The organism is Streptomyces sp. Ru72, assembly GCF_002920635.1.
Lineage (GTDB): Bacteria > Actinomycetota > Actinomycetes > Streptomycetales > Streptomycetaceae > Streptomyces.
The window spans coordinates 15,649-35,889 of the sequence record NZ_PQSR01000079.1 but is presented as its reverse complement, the minus strand read 5'-3'; the positions used below and the strand labels follow the sequence as shown (position 1 = coordinate 35,889).

14 protein-coding genes and 5 pseudogenes are annotated in these 20,241 nt (G+C 69.1%); 5 read left to right on the top strand and 14 right to left on the bottom strand.

Annotation, left to right across the window (positions count from 1 at the left end):
• The 3 genes and pseudogenes from C3488_RS41140 to C3488_RS28730 form a co-directional block, all read left to right on the top strand.
• The coding region (locus tag C3488_RS41140) for a hypothetical protein (RefSeq protein ID WP_219822350.1) at window positions 1-214 on the top strand (214 nt) is incomplete at its 5' end.
• A gap of 253 nt (window positions 215-467) precedes the next feature.
• Window positions 468-692: pseudogene (locus tag C3488_RS28740) on the top strand (transposase); the annotation flags it as partial.
• A 1,239-nt stretch (window positions 693-1,931) separates the two neighbouring features.
• Window positions 1,932-3,995 (top strand): alpha-L-fucosidase, encoded by a 2,064-nt coding sequence (locus C3488_RS28730; RefSeq protein ID WP_103843822.1) that lies wholly within the window; start codon window positions 1,932-1,934, stop codon window positions 3,993-3,995.
• Window positions 3,996-4,322: 327 nt separating this feature from the next.
• Here the strand turns inward: C3488_RS28730 and C3488_RS28725 are convergent.
• The 8 genes and pseudogenes from C3488_RS28725 to C3488_RS28685 all read right to left on the bottom strand — a co-directional run.
• Window positions 4,323-4,515: pseudogene (locus C3488_RS28725) on the bottom strand (IS1380 family transposase); the annotation flags it as partial.
• A 5-nt stretch (window positions 4,516-4,520) separates the two neighbouring features.
• Window positions 4,521-4,700 (bottom strand): annotated as a pseudogene (locus C3488_RS28720) (4-hydroxy-2-oxovalerate aldolase); the annotation flags it as partial.
• A 4-nt stretch (window positions 4,701-4,704) separates the two neighbouring features.
• Window positions 4,705-5,661: a helix-turn-helix domain-containing protein gene (locus tag C3488_RS28715; RefSeq protein WP_103843821.1), complete on the bottom strand. Its 957-nt coding sequence runs from the start codon at window positions 5,659-5,661 to the stop codon at window positions 4,705-4,707.
• Between the two features lie 622 nt (window positions 5,662-6,283).
• Window positions 6,284-7,447: a 2,3-butanediol dehydrogenase gene (locus tag C3488_RS28710; protein ID WP_258053727.1), complete on the bottom strand. Its 1,164-nt coding sequence runs from the start codon at window positions 7,445-7,447 to the stop codon at window positions 6,284-6,286.
• Window positions 7,444-8,793 (bottom strand): MFS transporter, encoded by a 1,350-nt coding sequence (locus tag C3488_RS28705; protein WP_103843819.1) that lies wholly within the window; start codon window positions 8,791-8,793, stop codon window positions 7,444-7,446. Before C3488_RS28705 ends, C3488_RS28710 begins: the two co-directional genes overlap by 4 nt.
• A gap of 29 nt (window positions 8,794-8,822) precedes the next feature.
• The gene (locus tag C3488_RS28700) at window positions 8,823-9,356 is read right to left on the bottom strand and encodes a 2,4'-dihydroxyacetophenone dioxygenase family protein (RefSeq protein WP_103843818.1); all 534 of its coding nucleotides are present in this window, start codon (window positions 9,354-9,356) and stop codon (window positions 8,823-8,825) included.
• A gap of 355 nt (window positions 9,357-9,711) precedes the next feature.
• A pseudogene (locus C3488_RS28695) lies at window positions 9,712-10,358 on the bottom strand (GDSL-type esterase/lipase family protein).
• 421 nt (window positions 10,359-10,779) lie between these two features.
• Window positions 10,780-10,947 (bottom strand): annotated as a pseudogene (locus C3488_RS28685) (NAD(P)/FAD-dependent oxidoreductase); the annotation flags it as partial.
• A 136-nt stretch (window positions 10,948-11,083) separates the two neighbouring features.
• Between C3488_RS28685 and C3488_RS28680 the strand changes: the two are divergent.
• Window positions 11,084-13,492: an Orn/Lys/Arg decarboxylase N-terminal domain-containing protein gene (locus C3488_RS28680; RefSeq protein ID WP_103843817.1), complete on the top strand. Its 2,409-nt coding sequence runs from the start codon at window positions 11,084-11,086 to the stop codon at window positions 13,490-13,492.
• A gap of 356 nt (window positions 13,493-13,848) precedes the next feature.
• On the top strand, window positions 13,849-14,301 hold the full coding sequence (locus C3488_RS28675) for a sigma factor-like helix-turn-helix DNA-binding protein (RefSeq protein WP_107528755.1): 453 nt from the start codon (window positions 13,849-13,851) through the stop codon (window positions 14,299-14,301).
• Window positions 14,302-14,370: 69 nt separating this feature from the next.
• Here the strand turns inward: C3488_RS28675 and C3488_RS28670 are convergent, their stop codons facing one another.
• The 6 genes from C3488_RS28670 to C3488_RS28645 all read right to left on the bottom strand — a co-directional run bounded on the left by C3488_RS28670 (window position 14,371) and on the right by C3488_RS28645 (window position 19,544).
• On the bottom strand, window positions 14,371-15,150 hold the full coding sequence (locus C3488_RS28670; RefSeq protein WP_103843816.1) for a polysaccharide deacetylase family protein: 780 nt from the start codon (window positions 15,148-15,150) through the stop codon (window positions 14,371-14,373).
• Window positions 15,151-15,182: 32 nt separating this feature from the next.
• Window positions 15,183-16,277, bottom strand: coding sequence for an acyltransferase (locus C3488_RS28665; protein ID WP_258053725.1), 1,095 nt, complete (start codon window positions 16,275-16,277; stop codon window positions 15,183-15,185).
• 75 nt (window positions 16,278-16,352) lie between these two features.
• Window positions 16,353-17,156, bottom strand: a complete 804-nt coding sequence (locus C3488_RS28660) for a class I SAM-dependent methyltransferase (RefSeq protein ID WP_103843814.1) — start codon at window positions 17,154-17,156, stop codon at window positions 16,353-16,355.
• Window positions 17,157-17,251: 95 nt separating this feature from the next.
• The gene (locus C3488_RS28655) at window positions 17,252-18,208 is read right to left on the bottom strand and encodes a transporter (protein ID WP_103843813.1); all 957 of its coding nucleotides are present in this window, start codon (window positions 18,206-18,208) and stop codon (window positions 17,252-17,254) included.
• Window positions 18,205-19,116: an ATP-binding cassette domain-containing protein gene (locus C3488_RS28650; RefSeq protein WP_103843812.1), complete on the bottom strand. Its 912-nt coding sequence runs from the start codon at window positions 19,114-19,116 to the stop codon at window positions 18,205-18,207. The genes C3488_RS28655 and C3488_RS28650 overlap by 4 nt, the downstream gene beginning before the upstream one ends.
• On the bottom strand, window positions 19,113-19,544 hold the full coding sequence (locus C3488_RS28645; protein WP_181139233.1) for a GntR family transcriptional regulator: 432 nt from the start codon (window positions 19,542-19,544) through the stop codon (window positions 19,113-19,115). Before C3488_RS28645 ends, C3488_RS28650 begins: the two co-directional genes overlap by 4 nt.
• Between the last annotated feature and the right edge of the window lie 697 nt (window positions 19,545-20,241).

Below are 20,241 nucleotides of genomic sequence, written 5' to 3'. Positions count from 1 at the left end.
TTCGCTGGCTGGCGAGATCTCGGACGCTCGGCGGATCGATGCCTCGCCCCTGCGGGTCCACGGTGTCGTCGACCGCGTGGTGCAGGTCAAGGACGGGACCCATGTCCGGGTGTCCTACCAGGTTGGCGGTCAGCGGTTCGCCACCGAGCACCTGCCGGTGGGACAGGGGGCCGGGTTGACCGATCCTGCGGTCGGTACCGCCTGTGTGCCTTGAAGCCTCGGCGGAGCACCCGGAGACGGTGCGGCTGTGTGGCCAGAGGTATCCGGGCGGCGACAACCTGATTCCCACAGAAGGCTTGGTCGTGTTGGCGGGTGCAGCAGGTGCCCTGATGGCCGCCGGTTGGATCGTGGCGGTCACCCGGCAGGAGAGGCGTGAACGGGAGAGATCATTGCGGGATACCCTTTACTGGTCCTGACAGAAGTCGTCGATCACGCGACTGTCGGTCGGTCTGCTCGTTGGTGCGGTCGTGGGGAAGCGTCAGTCGCGGCCGTGGACTGTGTCGGACGAACTGTGGTCGGTGGTCGAGCCGTTGTTACCGCAGCCTGGTCCGAAGCTGGTATCGGGCCGGCCGCGGGTGCCGGACCGGCAGGCCCTGTGCGGGATCCTGTTCGCCCTGCACACCGGGATCCAGTGGGAGTACCTGCCCCAGGAGCTGGGCTTCGGCTCGGGCATGACCTGCTGGCGGCGCCTGGCCGCCCGCTGAGCTCGTCGGGCAGCGTGACGCCGAGGCGCGCTTCGGCGGCGGCGATCTCCTCCTCCGTCGCGCCGATGGCGTGCGGCAACCGCTCGTGTAGCGTCCGCTCAAGCAACTCCACGTCCGCCGAAGGGGCCGGAACTGCCCCGGGCACCGGATCAGGGAGACGACGCCAGGGCTCGGGAAGGGAGCCGTCGACCAGGATGAGCGCCCCCGGGTGCGGGGTGCCGATGCCGGGTTCCACGGCCGGGCTGGGGCCCAGCAGGCGGAGCGCGGTCTTCCCGGTCGGTTGGATCTCCGCCGTGAACGAGATCTCGTCGACTCCGGCGTCCGCGAGCGCACTCTGCACCCGCTCCACCGCATCGAACTCCTCCTGCATGTCCTCCACCTGGGCGGCTCGGCCCGGCGGCGGCATCCGTCGCTTCAAGGCCAGACTCCAGCCATGCCGGCCAATACGTCCCGCCACACGGACAGACCGGGCAGCATGGCTTTGCGGGTGGTCGGCCAGCAGGAGCCGCAGCACGGGCTCCCAGGTCGCGAAGTCGAGTATCGATGCCACGGGGGGCCTCTGATCAACCATGCGCAGACCGTACGCGGAACCACCGACATCCGAAGTCGCCGGTCCCCGCGCACCCATCGTGTAGCGCGGCGTCTTGGACGAACGACCAACATGCAGGGGTTCCGGGTACGGCTGTGAGCTTGCCGCCGTCCAATGGCTCGAACGACTCGGCCGCCCGGAGCCCCACGACGACTCGACCGCTCATTGGGCTACGCGACTCGATCGCAGGGCCGCCGATGCGGCCTGGACGGTCCGATGCCCCACCCTGGGCATCACGTGATCAAACCGGGCAGCCCGTCGCGTAGGCGGGGGTCGCACTGGCGGAGCGCAGCCTGGGGTGATGCGTACCGGGGCCTGGGCCCGCTTGAAGTTGCACTCCGTCGCACCCTGCTTGCTCCGTTACCGAGGAGCATAGATCCGAGCTATCCGGAAGATCATGCCGTGATCAGGCCGAGGCGGTTGGGTGGATCTCGATCGCGTATGAGATTGAGCAGGGTAGTTGACCAAATCTTGCTTCTCTCCTAGACGTCGCAGTAGGCAGCGTCTATAAATTCATCCGATGTAGCTGACCGGCACTGAGGTCCGGAACGCAACGCGTCCCAGGTGCTCACGGACCTGGCGTCCTTCACACGCGCCCCGCCCCGACCAGCACACCTCAACGATCCAGGAGCCGCACCATGTCCTCTGCACGTCTGAGCAGACGTTCCCTGATCAAGGCTGCCGCGCTCGCCGGAGGCGTCGCGGCCTTCGGGCTGCCGCAGGCCCTGTTACCTGCCACCGCCGAGGCTTACACCGTCCCGTCCAAGATGGACTGGTGGTACCAGGCCCGGTTCGGGATGTTCATCCACTTCGGGTCCTACTCCCACCTCGGCCACGGTGAATGGGCGTTCTCCAGCGAGAGTTGGACCAAGGCCAACTACCAGACCCAGGTGTCCGCGAACTTCAACCCCACCGCGTTCAACGCGGCGACCATCGCCCAACTGGCGGCGGACGCCGGCATGAAGTACCTGGTGATCACTGCCAAGCACCATGAGGGCTTCGCCATGTGGGACTCCAACGTGCCCAGCTTCACCGACACCACCGGCACCAAGCTGTACAACCTGCACGACTACGCCGGTGTCCAGGGTGATCTGCTGGCGGCGCTCAAGACCGAGTGCGAGGCGCGAGGCGTCAAGTTCGGGCTCTACTACTCGATCCTGGACTGGAACCACCCCTCCCAGACCATCCGAAGCGGCGGTCTCACCACGATGGCATCGCAGGCCGCCCGCACGGGGTACATCGCGGACATGAAAGCCCAGCTGCAGGAGCTGCTCGACCGCTACGACCCGGCGCTCCTGTGGTTCGACGGCGACTGGTTCGGCGAACCCTCCAGCCCCACCCTCCAGGACTGGTGGCTCCGGTCGGACGGTGTCGACCTCTACAACTGGTTGATCGCCCGCAAGCCCGGACTCGTCATCAACGAACGGGTCAAGCGGGACCTCGGTCTGGGCGACTACACGGTCGCGGAGTTCGGTGTTCCCAACGCGCCGCTGGACCGCCAGTGGGAGAGATGCGACACCATGAACGGCGCCTGGGGTTACAACGCGGGCCGAGAGAACTCCTACCAGCCCGTCAAGGATTTCGTTCAGGAGCTCGTCACCTGCGTCTCGCGAGACGGCAACTTCCTGCTGAACATCGGCCCCAAGGGCGACGGCTCGGTCACCACCGGGTCCGTGACCATTCTGCGCGGCCTGGCCTCCTGGATGGCGACGTACGGCGACAGCGTGCACGGAGCCACGGCAAGCCCCTTCGGTACCGACCCCACCTGGGGCAGGGCCACCAAGAAGGACGGCAAGCTGTTCGCGCACGTCTTCACCTGGCCCTCCAACGGCGTGCTGCAGATCCCGGCGATCACCAACACGATCAGCCGCGTCTACCTGATGAACAACCCCTCGGCCTCGCTCGCCTACACCGTCAGCGCCGGCCAGATCAACGTCACCGTTCCGGCTACCGCCCCGGACGCCAGTGACTCCGTGGTCTGCGTCGAGGTCAGCGGCGTCCCCACGTCAGCCGGCGCGGCCCGGGTGACGGTGTTCAAGGACGTGGGTTACGCCTCGACGAGCGCCGTCCTGACGCTGGGCAGCTACACCTCCTCCCAGCTGTCGGCCGCGGGGGTGGGGCCCGCGGCCATCTCCTCGCTGCGGGTCCCCCAGGGCTACCAGGTGACGGGCTACTCCGGCGACAACTTCACCGGCACGGCCTGGACCTTCACCGCGGACAATCCCGACCTGCGAGCGACCGGCAACAACGACGCCATCGTCTCGCTGAAGGTCACGTTCAATCCGGCCTCGTACTTCCGGCTGATCAACGTCACGGACGGTCTGGCCCTGGACAGCGGCGGCAACGTCGCCAGCGGCTCGAACCTCAAGCAGTGGACGCCGGTCGACAGCCCCAACCTCCAGTGGCAGGCCGTCGACCTCGGTAACGGCTACTACAGGCTGGTCAACCGCACCAACGGCATGGTCGCCGACGGCTGGGGCTCGACCGACAACGGCGCTCCCGCCCGGCAAGCGCCCTGGAACGGCGGCCGCAACCAGCAATGGCAGATCACCGACCGCGGCAACGGCCAGTACTCGATCGCCAACCGCACCACCGGACTTGTCCTCGACGGCGGCGGACAGGTCCCCTCCGGGTCCGTGACCAAGCAGTGGACGTGGGTGACCAGCACCAACCTGCTGTGGACCTTCCAGCCCACCTCCTGACCACCCCCTGGCGTGGCCGTGCCGCCCGCACCTCCTCTCGGACCGCACGGCCACGCCATGCCACGTGCAGCGGTGGGAACGGCCGGGGTCGAGGTCGTGGTTGTGGTCGTACGGGGCGACGGGTGATAGAGACGGGTGGTAGATGGGAGTCGTGCCTGCCTGTGCGTCAGCCCCGGTGACCACCCCACGGTCCCGCCCAGACCCCTGAAGCCTGATCAGCCCGGAGAGGCATGCGGGCGTCTGGTGGCCCGGCTGTCGCGTCGGGTGGACGCCGGGTTCCACGGCTCCGGAAATCGTCCAGGCTCGTCGGGACAGGATCGCTGCCGGTCAGCCGGGGGTGGTGAGTGCATCCAGCCGGCGCGAGGACACCTGTGATCACATCTGTCCACGGCCGGTGTCGGACGAGGCGGAGGATGCGGCGGCGTCCGATGGTGACGAGTTGGGTGGGGGTGGAGAACACCCGCAGTCGCAGACGGCGGGGCTTCCACAGCCTGGAGTCTGCGGTGAGGGCGAGCATCGGCACCCTTCGATCCACTCCCCCTCGGTGTGGGCGTCGGTGCCGTGGTCGACGCCGGAGCCGACCAGGTCGTCGCCGTGCGCGATCTCGACCGCGGCGACGGCGTCCGGCGCGGCGGCGATGGTGCGGGCCGGGTCGACGGTGTAACAGTGGCGGACGGCGTGCACGCGCAGTGTCCCCCCAGCCACCGGTTCAGTTGATGAACGGGCGTGTTTCTCCGGGAGTGCGGCCGAAACGGCTCCGGAAGACCCGGGTGAAGTGGGCCTGACTGGCGAAGCCCCAGCAATGGGCGATTTCGGCGATCGTCAGATGGCGGGAGCTTGGATCGGCGAGGACCTGCCGGGCCTTGCCGAGCCGCTGTTCGAGAATGTACCGGGAGGGGCTCACCCCGGTCGGCTGGAAGATACGGCTGAGGTGCCGAGCGGACACTCCGATCGCCTCGGCAACCCGCCCCGAGCTCAGCCCGGGGTCGGCAAGGTGCCGGGCTATGTAGTCCTTGGCCACCGCCAGTTGGGAGAGCACGGCCGGCGGCGCGGAACCGCCCAGCCTCGGTGCGGCCAGCGTACGGACGAGATCCAGCACGGTGGCCTGGGTGCTGACCGAGTCCTCGCCGCCCTGCCCCGTGACCCAGTCGGCCAGTACCGCCTCCAGTGCGGAAGCCTGGGCACCTTCGGCGGCCGACCCCTTGCCGAGCAGTATCGGCGCGGACACCTCGCCGGGGGCACACTGCGCGGCGAACACCTCGCGCGGGATGTCCACCAGCAACTGGCGCATCGGAGAGGGGAACCCGAACAGATAGGGCCGGCGCGTGTCGTAGAGGATCAGGTCGCCCGTCCGCAGGGTGACGCAGCCGCCCTCGTGGAAGAACACCCCGCAGCCTGCTGTCAGCAGCGTGACGAAGATCGAGTCCTTCGGCAGGGTCTGACAGGTCCGTGGGGTCCGTTCGATGACGTGCTCGTTGCCGGCGATCTCGGCCAGCCTCAGGTCGCCCAGCTCGACGTTCGTCTCCGTGGCCAGCAGGCCATCCTGCGAGTACGACGAGCAGGTCAAGCCCACCAGAGCCTGTCGGTTGTGTTCCTCCCAGAATTCGATGCGGTCCGCCGGATCGACCGACTGCGTGGAGACGCGGGAGACGATAGGCAGGTTCACCTGAATCTCCTTTCCAGCCCGTGCGTCCCTGGTGACTGTGGTGCAGGACCGGTCTGCCGTGACGACATGGAGTCGATGCGGCCGCTGGGCTGGGCGTCGCGCTCTGACGTGAGGGCCGTCGGAGGTGCCTGATGCTGTCTCCCGGCGAGGGTAACCCCCGGTGCGCTGCGCCGTCACGGGCCGCGCCCAGAAGCCGAGCCCGACTTTCGCAAGGGGGTGGGCCGTGCCTCGGCGGTCGGGTGAGAACGTGCCGCAGTCCGGCGTTCCGAACGGTTCAGACGGTTGGGGAGCCGTCATCGGCCGGAGGGTCTCCGACGGTGGGGGAGCCGCCGTCGACCGAGAGGACCGCCCCGTTGCCACAGGAGGCGGCGGGTGAGCGCGGGAAGCAGACCCTGCGGCGATGTCCGCCACCCGGCCCGACCTGTCCGAGCGGGACCTGCGTGAGCACGCCGGAGTCGGGAGGCGTGGCGGCCGAGCCTGGTGTCGGCGCGTTCACGGGGGTGCAGGTGCCGTCCGTCGTGTGCTCGGCCACCCAGGACCCGTCCAGTCAGGAGGCGTCGTCCCGGCGTACGAGCCGGGGCACGCCTCCTGGCCACGCCTGCGTGATCGCGGTGAGCCGGCCTCAGCACCTCCTTTCGCAGTCTGAGGTCGTATGCGTCGTGGGCCCGGATGACGCCGTACAGGAGACGAGGTGGTCGAGGCGGTCACGGTGTGCGGCGGGGTCGACCAGGATCTTGACCTGGTCTCCCGGTCCGTCCATGAGTGCCTCGAAGCCGTGGGGGACCAGGGCGTCGAGGGCGATGGTCGAGGTGACGACCGGTGTCAGGTCCAGCCCTTGTTCCGCGACGAGCCGGATGAGTTCCGGATAGGTGTCGCGGTAGCCGACGCTGGCAACGATCGACTGCTCGTTGTTGACCAGCGCGAAGGTGTCCAGGGAGACCTCCGGGGCCAGGCCGACGAGGACGACCCGGCCGCCGCTTCGGGTCGCGGCCAGGCAGGTGCGCAGGGCGCTCTCGGATCCGACCACCTCGAACGCGACATCGACGCCCTCACCGCCGGTCAGCTCGCGGATCCGCTGCCCGACTCCTTCTTCCAGGCCCGCGTCGATCAGATCGGTGGCGCCGAGCCCGGCCGCGCGGTCCAGGCGAGCGCGGGAAACGTCGACGGCGACGATGCGCCGCACCTTGCGTTCCGCGGCGAGCCGGACGGTGAGCAGGCCGACCGGGCCCAGGCCGACCACCGTCACTGTCTCGGGTGTGGTCCCGGCGCGCCGTAGGGCGTGCAGGGCGACCGATGCCGGTTCGAAGAGCGCGGCCTGCTCCAGCGACACGGTCTCGGGGAGGCGGTGCGCCATGTAGGCGGGGATGGCGGCGTACTCGGCCATTCCCCCGTTCCCCATCAGCCCGGCGAACCCGAAGTGCCGGCAGATGTTGTACTCACCTGCCCGGCACCGTGGGCATGCCCCGCACCGGTAGTTCGGTTCGACCGCCACCCGGTCACCGATCGTCAGGTCGGTCACCGACGGTCCGAGGGCCGCCACCGTCCCGCAGAACTCGTGGCCGAGGACGAGTGGAGCTGTGGCGCCGGAGGCCGGATGCGGCTCCACGACGGGGATGGCGTGCGGCCCGTCGGCGTACTCGTGCAGGTCGCTGCCGCAGATGCCGCAGTAGGCGACCTCGATGAGCACCTCGCCCCGCCCGGGAGTGGGAACGTCCACCTCCGCTATGCGGACGTCCCTGGCTCCGTACCAGACGGCGGCCTGCATACGCCGCGTGTCGGCCCTCATTCGGCCGCTCCCGCCACCACCGCGCCCGGGCCGACCGCAGCCGCGGCGCGCTCGGCCCGCCGGCGCAGCACCCGCGGCGCGGTCTCCCGCAGGCCGAGGGAGAGCAGGACGACGGCGACGGCGCCGCCGGCCGAGATGAACATGGCCGTCTGCAGGCCCCAGACGTCCGACGCGCGCCCCGCGATCACCGGGGCGAGGAAGCCACCGGCCAGCTCGCCGACTCCCATGACCAGCCCGAGTGCGGTGGCCAGCGCGCCACGGGGCACCGTCTCGGCGGGGATGGTGGCCATGAACAGAGTGAAGCAGCCGAGCCCGGTGTAGGTGAGCACGACGACCAGGCCCAACGCCACCGGATCGCTGACGTAGACCACCGCGAGCGGACACAGGGCCGCTGTCGCGGAGAAGGCGATCATGGTCGGTTTGCGGCCGATGCGGTCGGAGACGGCCGGGGTGAGGAACCCCCACAGCACCCACCCGACGCCCAGGCAGGTCATGACGCCGCTCATGGTGCTCGGGGAGAAGCCTTTGACGCTCAGCAGGTACGTAGGGGTGAAGGTGACGATGACGACGAACCAGGTGAGGTAGCAGCATGCGGCCGCCATGCACAGGACGATGTTGCGGTGTCCCAGAACCTGCCGCACCGACGGCTTGGGGCCTGCCGTCGTCTCGGGGACGACCTCGGCGTCGGCGGCGGCGACCTGGGCCCGGCCGCCGGGCGGCACCTCCCTGACCGACTTCGCGATCCAGGCCGCGATGAGCAGACCTGGCACGATTGTCAGGAGCAAGGCTGTCCGCCAGCCGTGGAGCTCGGCGATCCACACCACCGCCAGCGGGGCGAGGATCCCGCCCATCAGGCCAGCCGACGAGCCCTGCAGCAGCCCCATGTTGAGGCCACGACGGCTCTCCCGGGACGCCTCCACCATCAGCGACTGCGCCAGCGGTAGCACGGCTCCCTCCGCGACGCCCATCAGGGCCCGGGCGACGAGCAGACCGAGGAAGCCGGTCATCAGCCCGCCCGCCGCGGAGAAACAGGAGAACAGGACTGCCGCGGCGATCAGAACGGGTTTGCGTCTGCCGAGTTTGTCCGACAGCCGGCCGGCGACCAGCCCGGACAGTGCCCACGTGAGAGCCAGCACTCCGGACAGCGTGCCCAGCTCGGTGTTGGAGAGATGGAAGTCCTTGCTGATGTACGAGGCGAGGAAGGGCAACGCCTGGCGGTCGAAGAAGACGAATCCGAAGGCCAGGAAGAGGATCAGCAACAGCCGGTTCTCATAGCGGCGTGCTTCACCGTCGACGGCCGCGGGCGCTTCTGCGTCGGGCCGCACACGAGTACGGGTACGTGGCATCGGAACCTCGTTCGAGCGGTGGGACCGGGTCACCGGAAGAGTGAGTTGACGTAGTCGGCGCCGATGCCGACCTTCTCGTAGTGGTTCCTGCACAGCTCGATGTAGTCGTGGACATCGAAGTAGCCGGTGGTTCCGCCGTCCTCGTCCAGCCAGATCAACGGGCCCTTGACGATGAAGAACGCCTTCATCGGCTCGTCGCTCTCGTAGGCCACCAGCGTGTGTCCCTCGCCCGGGGCCTCGTAGACGAAGTCACCGGCCCGCGCTGTCCAGGGCCGCTCCAGGTAACCCCACTTGCCGGAGATCGTGTACGCGAACACCTCGTGCGGGTGGTAGTGCCGGTTGACCAGTCCGGCCTGCTTGGCGCAGAGGATGTCGGCCCAGGAGTTGTCCTTGACGTTGATCCACAGCGGGCGCGATCCCACGGTCTCGCTGAGCGGTGCGTAGTACCGGTCGTCGTCGGTGGCCACCTGGGACAGATAGACCTCCGGCTGTGCGTCGGGCTTCACCGAGTCGGCGATCGGCTTGAGGCCCTTCCAGAATTCCGACCTGGCTTCCTCGGGCATGTTTCGGCTCCTTTTCGTCGAGGTGGCCGACAGTGAACCCCCAGAGCCGAGTCCAGGTCTTTCCCGTGGGAGACATGGCGGATTGCCTGTTTGGGACATGCCCCGCGCCGCACGCGCAGACCGCAGCGCCGCCTCCGGTGAGTGATCTCGGTGAGGTAGGACCCACGGCTTCGCGGGGAGTGATCACATGGCCGGGGAGGCTTCCCGGAGTGGTGCGGCTGTGTCTGCCGACCAGAACATCCTCGGCGAGCTCCGGATCGCTCCGTAGCGGCGGCTGCCGGCGCTGCGGGCCGGGGTGGCTGCCTTCAGGGTGAGCCGGGTGCCGGTCCACGTCTCGGCGGGGGCCTGAGCGCGCCTACCGCAGCACGGACAGATCGACGGCGTTCGCCATGGCCTGCATGCCGGCCTCGTTGGCGTGCAGGTGGTCGCCGCTGTCGTAGGCCGGAAGCATCTGGGCGGGGTTGTTCGGATCCCGCATGACGGCGGCGAAGTCGACGACCGCGTCGAGCGCGCCACTCGTGCGGATGCAGTTGTTCACCGCGGTCCGGATGCCGGCCTGGGTGCTGTTCAGCAAGGAGTAGGGCAGCATCGTGCCCCCGATGATCCTCACGCCGGCCGCGTGCGCCTGCGCGATGAAGTCCTGGTACCCGGCGATCAACTGGTCGGCGGTGAGGGAGGGATTGTTGTTGATGTCGTTGATGCCCTCCATGAAGATCACGTCTCGTGCGCCCGGCTGGCCGAGGGCGTCGTGTGCGAACCGCTTCGTGGCGGCCAGCCCCTGGGGGCCCAGCCGGCGTCCCAGCCACCATGTTGCCCCCGATGCCAGCGTTGACGACAGAGAGCCGCTGGCCGCCCGCTCGCCGCCTGAAGCCGGGCGGCCAGGCGGTCCGGCCAGCGCCGGTTGGCGTCGAAGGTGGTGTGGTAGCCGTCGGTGATGGAGTCGCCGAAGGTCACCACGGTTCCGGTGGTCACGGCGGCCGGGACGACGTCGACGCCGGACATGTAGTACCAGCTCCACATGGAGGTGGTGAAGTTGGTGGCGGCGTCCTCGCCCGCGTGGTTGCCGGAGCCGGCCGCCGACCGGTACGAGGTCTGGTAGGCGTCACGGTGGAAGGTGGAGGCGCCGGGTCGCGCCAGGCAGGTACATGCTCACCAGGAGGTCCTGCCCCGCTGTCATGGGTTGCGCGCGGACAGCAGTGGAGGCGGCACATCCTCGTACGCCTCCTCATCCCCCAGAGTCTTGAGCGCCGCTGTGGCGCAGAGGTCCTGGACCACGGTGTCCTCATCCCGGGCGGCCGCGCGGGCCGGCTCACCGCCACGCAGCAGTCGGCCCTCGATTGCGAGCCGGTACGCGAACCGCCGGACGATGCGGTCGGGTTCAGCGAGGAGAGCACCGAGTTGCCCGGGGGATGCGCTGCGGGACTTCCTCTCCGTCGGACAGCACGACGTGGCCGTCTTCGGCGGAGAGCAGCTGTGTGTTCAGGTGGACATGCGCGCCACGGCGCTCCAGAGAACGCACCACCCAGGCACCGGGCTTGTCTCCCACCTCGGGCAGGATGCGGCTTCGGGCCTCGACCAGGTGGAACGACAGATGACCGGGACGCCAAGGTCAACACCAGGAGAGCGCTTTCCGTCGTCCGGGTGGTTTGCCCCTCCGGTATGCACCGCCCCGTGGTGGTCGTCCCGAACACTGACCGAGGTGGCACCCGCCACCGGGGAGGGGCGGCATGGCCGACAGCAGCAAGATCCTTATCGCGGTAGGGGCGCATCCGCAGGACGAGGGCGCCCAGGCCGAGCAACTGGTGAAGATCCGCGAAGCGATCGAGATCGGAGGATTCGGGGTCCGCTGGGCCGTCAGCGCTGGCGACGCCGAGGCCGTGCTGCGTACCGAGGCCGGTCTGGCCGCGGCATTGGTGGCGTGGGACCTTCCGCCGGGCCGCGGCGCGGACGGCGAGCCCGCCGGTGCGGCGGTCCTGCGCCGACTCGGCAGCAGGTTCCAGGACCTGCCGGTGTTCCTGGTCATGGCGGACGACGGCGTGCATGACCTGCCGCTGTGGGTGTCGGAGTCGGTGGTGGGCTATGTGTGGCCACTGGAAGACACACCGGCGTTCATCGCGGGCCGGATCACCACCGCTGCCCGCGCATATCGGGAAGCCGTCCTGCCACCGTTCTTCAAGGCGCTGCGCCGCTTCGACGACGCGCACGAGTACTCCTGGCACACTCCGGCCCATTCCGGAGGCGTTGCCTTCCTGAAGTCACCCGTGGGCCGCGCCTTCCACGACTACTTCGGCGAGCGGCTCCTGCGCAGCGACCTGTCGATCTCCGTCGAGGAGCTCGGCTCGTTGTTCGAACACACCGGGCCGATCGGCGAGGCGGAGCGCAACGCCGCCCGCGTCTTCGGCGCCGACCTCACCTACTTCGTCCTGCACGGCGACTCCACCTGCAACCGGCTGGTCGGCCACTTCAGCGTCACGCGTGACGAGATCGCGTTGGTGGACCGCAACTGCCACAAGTCGGTCCTGCACGGCCTCGTCGTCTCCGGGGCCCGTCCCGTGTACCTGATCCCCACACGCAACGGCTATGGCCTGGCTGGGCCGCTGCCCCCGGCTGAGATCGAGGCGGGCCGGGTGGCGGCGCGGATGGGCGCCAACCCACTCGTCCGAGGTGCCCTCTCCCCCGACGTGGCGTACGCCGTTTTCACCAACTCGACCTACGACGGCCTGTGCTACGACGCCGTCGCGGCGGCACGGGCGTTCGCCGCCACGACGCCCCGGCTCCACTTCGATGAGGCGTGGTTCGCCTATGCACGCTTCCATCCTCTCTACACCGGTCGTTACGGCATGTCGGTGGGGCCGGAGAACTTCCCCGGCCCCGGACGGCCCACCGTCTTCGCCACTCAGTCCACGCACAAGCTGCTGGCCGCACTTTCGCAGAGCGCCATGGTCCACATCAGGCCCGCGCCCAGGGCCCCGGTGGAGCACGACCGGTTCAACGAGACGCTGATGATGCACGGCACGACCTCACCGCTGTATCCGATGATCGCCTCACTGGACGTGGCCACCGCGATGATGGACGGGCCGCAGGGGCGCTGGCTGGTCGACGAGGCGGTGACCGAGGCAGTTCGGTTCCGCCAGGAGATCGTGCGCATCGGCAGGCGCATCGAGGCCGCCGGGGACCGTCCGCCCTGGTTCTTCGGCGTGTGGCAGCCCGAAACGGTGACCGACCCGGCGAGCGGCGAGCGGCTGCTCTTCGACGAGGCGCCGGCCGACCTGCTGCGCACCGAGCCGTCCTGCTGGCACCTGGAGCCCGGAGCCTCCTGGCACGGCTTTCCCGGGCTGTCCGAGGGATACTGCATGCTCGACCCGATCAAGGTCACCCTGACCTGCCCGGGAATCAACGCCACCGGTGACATGGCCGACTGGGGCATCCCGGCCCGAGTACTCACCGCCTATCTGGCCACCAGGAACATCGTGGTGGAGAAGACCGACAGCTACACCACCCTGGTGCTGTTCTCCATGGGCATCACCAAGGGCAAATGGGGGACGCTGTTGGACGCCCTGATGGATTTCAAGGCCCTCTACGACGGTGACGCCCCGCTCGACCGCGTCCTGCCCGCACTGGTCGCCCAGCATCCGAGGCGATACTCCGGCCGGACCCTGCGCGACCTGTGTCAGGACATGCACGACCACCTGCGCTCGGTCCGCCTGGTCGAGCTGCTGGACACCGCTTTCCAGCAGCTGCCGGAGCCAGTGACCCCGCCGCAGCTGTGCTACCAGCGCCTGATCCGCGGCGGCACGGAGCGCGTACGGCTTGCCGATGCGCCCGGCCGGGTGGCGGCCGCCATGGTCACCGTCACCCCGCCTGGCATCCCTGTGCTGATGCCCGGCGAGAGCGTCGGCGCTCAGGACGGCCCCCTGCTGCGCTACCTCACCGCGCTGGAGTCCTTCGATCGCCGGTTCCCCGGGTTCCGCAGCGAGACCCACGGGGTGACCCTCGACCTGGAGACCGGCGACTACCTGATCGAGTGCCTGCAGCCGGAACAGCACGAAGAAATGAACGGCTCCGGGGACCTCCAAGCCACAACACCGGCCCAGTGGCGTGGCTCGGAGGCCCTCCGGCCACCAGCCCAGAGGTAAGGGCGCCCAATCCGGGGCTCAGTCGGTCCGCTCGAGCGGCACCACTGAGGGCGGCCCGAGGGGCCAGTCGGCATCCGGCCCCTCGTGCTGCCAAAACACGCACTCTGCGCTGAACCTTGGTGCGCTTGCGTGTGCCGCGCAGGCGAGAGCGGGAGTCTCGCCGCGTTCGAGAGCCGCCCGGGGGCGGGGCCAGCTGGTCTTCGAAGGGCAGCGGGGCGACCGGATGCGCCTCATCGGCCGTCAGGCGCAGCAGTCGGTGCCCCTCGCGGTCGCGCAGCAGGAGCCGAAGCCGGTCGCGTGAGTCCGGCCCAGACTCTGTGAACTCCAAGGGCACCACGTCACTCCAGGAGTACGGCATGACGTCGCCATGCCTGACGTCATTGAAGCCGCGCCCGATCCGCGTGCTGCCCTCAGGCCTGGCAGGCCCGTACGACGGACCCGATCGCCCGCCGAGTCCCGTTGCACCGGGCGAGGTCTCGTGGCTGGAACCGCTGCCGGACGCATGGATCTCCCCGCCCGCCGACGATCCGGCTGCCGTGGTGGTCGCACGCGAGTCGCTGCGGCTGGGGCTCATCGCCGGCCTGCAGCACCTGCCCGCCCGCCAACGTGCGATCCTCGTCCTGCGCGAGGTGCTGGCGTTCTCGACGGCCGAGACCACGGAGATCCTCGGCACGACCACAGCCAACGGCCGACCCGCCGCCGCCGTCTACCACCGGGTTGGGGACGGCGCGCTCCGAGCCGACGGCGCCGTGGCACTGGCCCCACCGGCCAGCGGCGTCAATCTCCTCGCACGACCCGACATCTGGTGATCGAACACTCATTCCGGGATGAACCATCCGGAGTGAACGACCTCCCAGGAGCGCGCTCGCGGCGCTCCCTCATGGCCGGTAGACCATGCCCGGCCGGGGCTTGGCAGGGGCGAGCAGCTGCAACACCGTGACGATGGTGTAGCCGCGCTGTTGGAGCGCCTCGATGATCCCCGGTACGGCGGGCACGGTCCCCTTGTGCAGGTCGTGCAACAGGATGATGCCGTCGCGGTGCGTCTGGTCGAGCACCCTCTTGGTGATCAGAGCCGAGTCGGTCGTCTCGTAGTCCTTGGCCGTGACGCTCCACAGCACCTGCGCCAACCCCAGGTCCTGGCAGAGCCTGGCCACTTTGCGGTTGGTGCGGCCCTCCGGCGGACGCATCAGGACAGGCCTGGTTCCGGTGATCTTCTCGATGGCGTCCTGCGTACGGGTCAGTTCCCGACGGGCGTTGTCCTCGTCGAGGTCTGTCAGCCTCCTATGGTTCCAGGTGTGGTTGCCGATCTCGTGTCCCTCGGCGGAGATACGCCGCAGGATGTCGGGGTATCTCGCGACGTGGCCCTTGCCCTGAACGAAGAACGTGGCGTGCAGACCGTCCCGCTTGAGGATGTCCAGCAGCCTGGGGGTGGTCGGGCTGGGGCCGCCGTCGAAGCTGAGGGCCACGCACTTCGCCTTGCGGCAGTCGACGTGCGCGGCCACCGATCCTGATGCCTTGGCTCGGGCGGCGCGCGGTGAGGTGTGATCGTAGGTCGTGACCGTCAGGGCCAGAGTCAGCGCGATGGCGGGCACGGCGGCCATTGCTGTCGCGACGGCGACGAGCAGGCGAGAGCGTCTGGTACGCGTAGTGAAGGGCATGGGAGATCCATTTTTCGGATGCAGTTCGCGGGTTACGGTGTGCGGACGGGTCGCGGCCTGGCGGCGGGGTCCTGGAGCCGTATGTCGAGCGTCAGGCGATGCCTCAGCAGGCGTCCGAGCCGACGTTCCACGGTTGTGTGGATGAGCAGGGACAGCCCCAGCACGCAGACGGCGGACACCGCCATCGCAGGCAGCGGTCCCAGTCTCGGAACGGCCCGGTTCAAGCCTTTGGTGAAGGGGATTCCGATGCTTTGGTGGAGGAGGTAGAAGGGGTAGGTGAGTCCTCCTGCGGTGACCAGCCAATGCCATCGCAGCCTCGTCAGCGGTCCTCCGACACCGGCCAGCGCCAGCAGCCCGAGACAGAGCGTGAGAACGGTTGCGCACACGGTCCAGGAGGGCCGGCTCTCGCCGGGGGGTACGGTGGCGTGGTCGGCCACCCGGAGCTCGAGCACGGTGAGTTCGTAGGACCAGGCGAAGCCCAGCAGCAGCCACAGCAGGAGGCTCTGTCCGAACCTGTGCATGAGGTGGAGGACGATTCCCGCGACGAAGAGGCCGGTGTATCGGGGCAGGACGAATTCGTCGAGCGGCGGCGAGTGGAGTTCGAGGGCGATGACACCGGCCAGGAGCCAGGCTCCGCAGAAGGTCACCATCCGCCGATACGACAGCCCGGAGACGAGCAGCACGGCCATCAGCAGGTAGAAACGGGCCTCCACCCAGAGTGTCCAGCTGACTCCGTCAACCAGTTCCAGCCCGAGGGGTCCAGGAGCCATCGTCAGGTTTCCCAGGACGGTACGAGGGTCGATGCGGGTGGCGGCGGGCCAGTGGCCGATCCGTGAGACAAGGACGAGTGCGACGACGAGGAGTACGGCGCACCAGTAGGCCGGGAAGAGCCGTGCGATGCGGGAGACGGTGAACTGTACGGGAGTCCGCCCCCAGCAGCTCATGCAGATGACGAAGCCGCTGATGGCGAAGAAGAACTCCACGCCGAGCCAGCCGTAGCGGCTGATCTCGTGCGCCAACGGCGCGAAATCCCGTAGTTCTGTCCTTCCCCAGAAGTGTGGGGTGGGTGTGCCGAGGAAGTGGTACGCGGCCACCATGACCGCTGCCACGAGGCGGAGCCCGTCCATCGCGGCCAGGCGCGTCGGCCCGCTCCGCGGTCCGGGAGAGGGTCTGTCGGACGACATGTCGCAGTCAGGGCCGGTTCACACGGTGGGCAGGGGCGAGCGGCTGACACGTATCTTCGACTGGCCGTGCGGGCGCTTCTCCCAGTCCTCCATGAACCGCGCGTGCAGACTGTGCCGCCGCGCCAGGTCCAGGAGAGTCTCGGTGCGGTAGTAGAAGTCCTCGCGCAGTACCTGGTGTTCGGTGCCCTCGGTGCGGTCGAAGGTGAAGTCGAAGAACCCGGTGTCGGTCAGCACGCGGCCGACGTGCGCCAGGCACTGGTCGATGACCTCCAGCGGCGAGTGGGAGAAGACGCTGTGCGCGTGGACGACGTCGAAGTGGCCGTCGGGCAGGAAGTCCAGGGTGAGGTCGCCGGTGATGGTCAGATGCGGCAGCTTGTCCTGGAGACGGCGCTCGACGAGGGTCTTCTTGGCGGCCATCAGGATGTCGGGTGAGATGTCGATGCCGTAGTAGTTGCCGGTGTCGAGGTGGCTGATGAAGCGCCAGCCGCCCCGCAGGTTGCCGCAGCCGATGTCGAGCATGCGGTGGTCGGGGCGCAGCCCGTGTTCGATGAGGTAGTCGAACTGCATCTGCCCGAGCGCCAGCCAGCGGTCGTGGGTCTGGCTGCCGACCGCGGCTTCCGGGTTGCGGCGGGTGTCCGAGGCCATCACGGCGCGGTAGTAGCCGACGTGGTCCGGGTGCTTCAGGCGCAGCCACGCGTCCCGGCCGGCCCGGCGCAGGTACGGGATGACGCGGCCGGGGTGGCGCAGGGCGTAACCGGTCTTGTGGGTGAGGGCGGTGCGGTTGGTGCGCAGTTTCTTCGGCGACTTGGCGTCGGCGGGCATGGCGAAGCGACCTCCGTGCGAAAGAGAACCCCGGTGCGGGGATGAAGGAAAGGAAGGAGGGTGAAGGCGATGCGTCCCCGGAGCGGTGGCCGTGGTCAGACGCGGCGGCGCAGGAGCAGCACGGTTGCGACGGTGAGCACAGCGGCGAGAGCGCCGAGGACGGCGGTGTCGGTCCACTGGAAGGTCCAGTAGTCACCGGCTGGGTTGGCCTCGTAGAAGCGGGCGACGTACCCGTGCGACGCCATGCACTCCTTGAGCTGGGCGCCTGACGGGAAGGGGCAGTTCAGCACGTCGTCGTGGCGGCCGGTGGCGGTGATCAGGCCGTAAGTGCCGGTCGACCACTTCTCGCCCATCGGCGGTTTCGGGGTGCTGCCTGCGCTGACGTAGGTGTGCGGCTGGACCAGCAGCCGTGCCCGGTGAGTCCACTCCAGCAGGAGCGTCATCACCCCTGTGACCAGCAGGGTCAGGACCATCGCCGCCAGCACCCGGCGGGCCAGCAGGCCGAGCAGGGTGCCGGCCGCCAGGCCGAACAGGGCGGCGGCGACGACGCGGGGGCCCGAGCCGCTCAGGGCCGTGTTGTCGTACCAGAACAGGCCGTAGCTCCGGTCGGCGGCCGGTCGCCACCACCAGGCGAACACTCCCGCGAGCAGACCGGAGAGGGCGATCGTGGTCACCGCGGCCAGCGCGAACCGGGAGGCGAACCACTGGCCGCGGCTCACGCCCTGGGCGAGGATCACGCGGTGTGTGCCCAGTTCCCGGTCGCGGCCCAGGAGCGGCGCGCCCCAGAAGACGCCGATGACGACGGGCAGGGCGATGTTCAGCGCCCCGAGGTACTTCAGCGGCTCGACGTCCAGCAACAGGGGCAGACCTGTGTCGGACCGTGTGCAGTACAGCGGTCCGGTGGCGCAGTGGTCGAACAGCCCGCTGTGCAAGGCGTCCAGCATGCCCGAGCGGTAGTACGCGGCGATCGTGGCAGCGAGGACCAGGGCGGCCGCGCCGATGCCGGCCGGCACGCGCTGCTGGCGCCATGCGAGCCAGAGGGAGCCCTTCACGCCGCCGCCTCCGTCCGCTCGGCGGGGGCTCGGTGACCCGGCTCACCGGCACGGAGGTAGCCGAGCAGGATGTCCTCCAGTCCGGGCCGTTCGACATGCCAGTCACCGCGCAGCGGTCCGCGTTGCCGTATCAGAGCGGTCAGCTGCCTGCCGCCGGTGCGGCTCCGCACGACGGTGTGCTCTGCGGCCAGGGTGCCGGCCTGGCCGGCGGGTCCGGTCAGCACGGCATGGCTTGCTCGCAGTACCTCGACGTCCTCATTGAGTTCGACGCGGCCGTCCCGCAGTACCAGCACCCAGTCGCAGGTCTCCTCGAGTTCGGGCAGGACGTGCGAGGACAGCACGATGCTTATGCCGCGCTCCACGGCCTCGGCCATCAGCTGCGCCATGATCTCACCTCGTGCCACGGGGTCCAGGTCGGCCAACGGCTCGTCCAGAAGCAGCAGTTCGGGTCGCTTGCCCAGTGCCAGGGCGAGTGCTAGGCGAGTGCGCCGCCCCGGGGACAACTCGCCGACGCGGGCCTGGAGCGGGATGTCGCCCTCGCGGACGATCCGCTCGGCGGCCCTCCGGTCCCACGAGGAGTTCAGCTTCTCGCCCATCAGCAGGGTGTCGGCCACGGTGAAACGCGGGTAGAGCGGCTTGTCCTGGGCAAGCAGGGCCACGCGGGCACGGGCCTCCGGCGTGCCGGGCACGGCGCCCAGCACACGCAGCCGCCCGGAGGCAGGCCGCAGCAGGCCGCCGGCCAGGTGCAGCAGTGTGCTCTTGCCGGCGCCGTTACGTCCGACGAGCGCGGTGATACGACCGCCGGGCACCGTGAACCCGCAATCCCACAGGGCCCAGCCGCCCCGCCTCCGGTACCGGAATCCCAGTCCCGTGGCGCACAGCGCGGCCGATGCGTCAGGCCCGCTCATGCGTCCTCCTTCTTTCGTTCCCGGTCGCCCGGTCTCGTGCTGTCGTGCTCGTTGTCGTAGGCGTCCAGGGCGGCTGTGACCAGGGCGAGTACGTCGGCACGCTCCAGTCCCGTGGCCCGCGCGCGAGTCACCCAGTCGGTGACCTCCCGGCGCAGCGGGGAGTCGTTCTCCGCGCCGGGCCGGGCGAGCGACCGCGTCACGAAGGTTCCAAGGCCACGGCGCAGTTCGACCAGACCGGCTTGCTCCATGTCGCGGTAGGCCCGCAGCACGGTGTTGGGGTTGATGGCGGTCGCCTCCACCACCTCCCTGGCCGTGGGCAGCTTGTCCCCGACCTGCAAGGTGCCCATCCGCAGCGCCCGTTCGGTCTGCTCGACGATCTGCACGTAGGCCGGTACGCCGCTGCCACGGTCGATCCGGTACTCGATCACATCGCCTTCCTCGGCCCACCAGGCTTGTATTAATGAATTAATGGAAGCATGATTGATGTCCGGCGACGATGTCAAACCCGACGGGAGAACAACCAGGCGAGTGGTTGCGATGTGGCCCGGTGGTCGTAGGCGAGCGGAGGGCGGGCGTGTCGGTGATGCGGCTGTGCCGGATCGCACAGTTCATCATCAGGATCCGCTGAACTGCACGGACGCCGACGCCTTCGATGGTGCGACCGCCATGCTGTTCCAGGCCGACCCGGCCTTGAGGGTGCCGTCGACCGGCTCGATCAGCTACCACACCGTCTTGGGCAGGGCCTCTCCCGGCTGTGGAGTGCCGCGATTGCGGTGGGAGAGCCGCAGCAGGCCGATACCACCATGGGTGCGCCATCACCGACGAGACTGCGTCATCACAGTGGCGGGGCCCGTGGCACGCGAGCCCCGCCGTGCCCTGGGCGCTGACACGGCAGCAGGAAAGCGGCCCAACTGCGGTAGGGCTTCCCCGGTCGGCGATCCCGGCCAGTCGCGTGACATCGGCGGCGGCTGAGGTGCCGAGCCCGTATGCGGTGGCGATGGCTTGGTGGACGCGCGGTTCACGGCGGGGGAAGACGTCGAGGTGTCCTGCTCCCCGGATGAGGACGAGCTCGGCACAGAAGGGACCGATGCCGGGCAGAGCGCGCAGGCGGGGTGCGTCGAACTG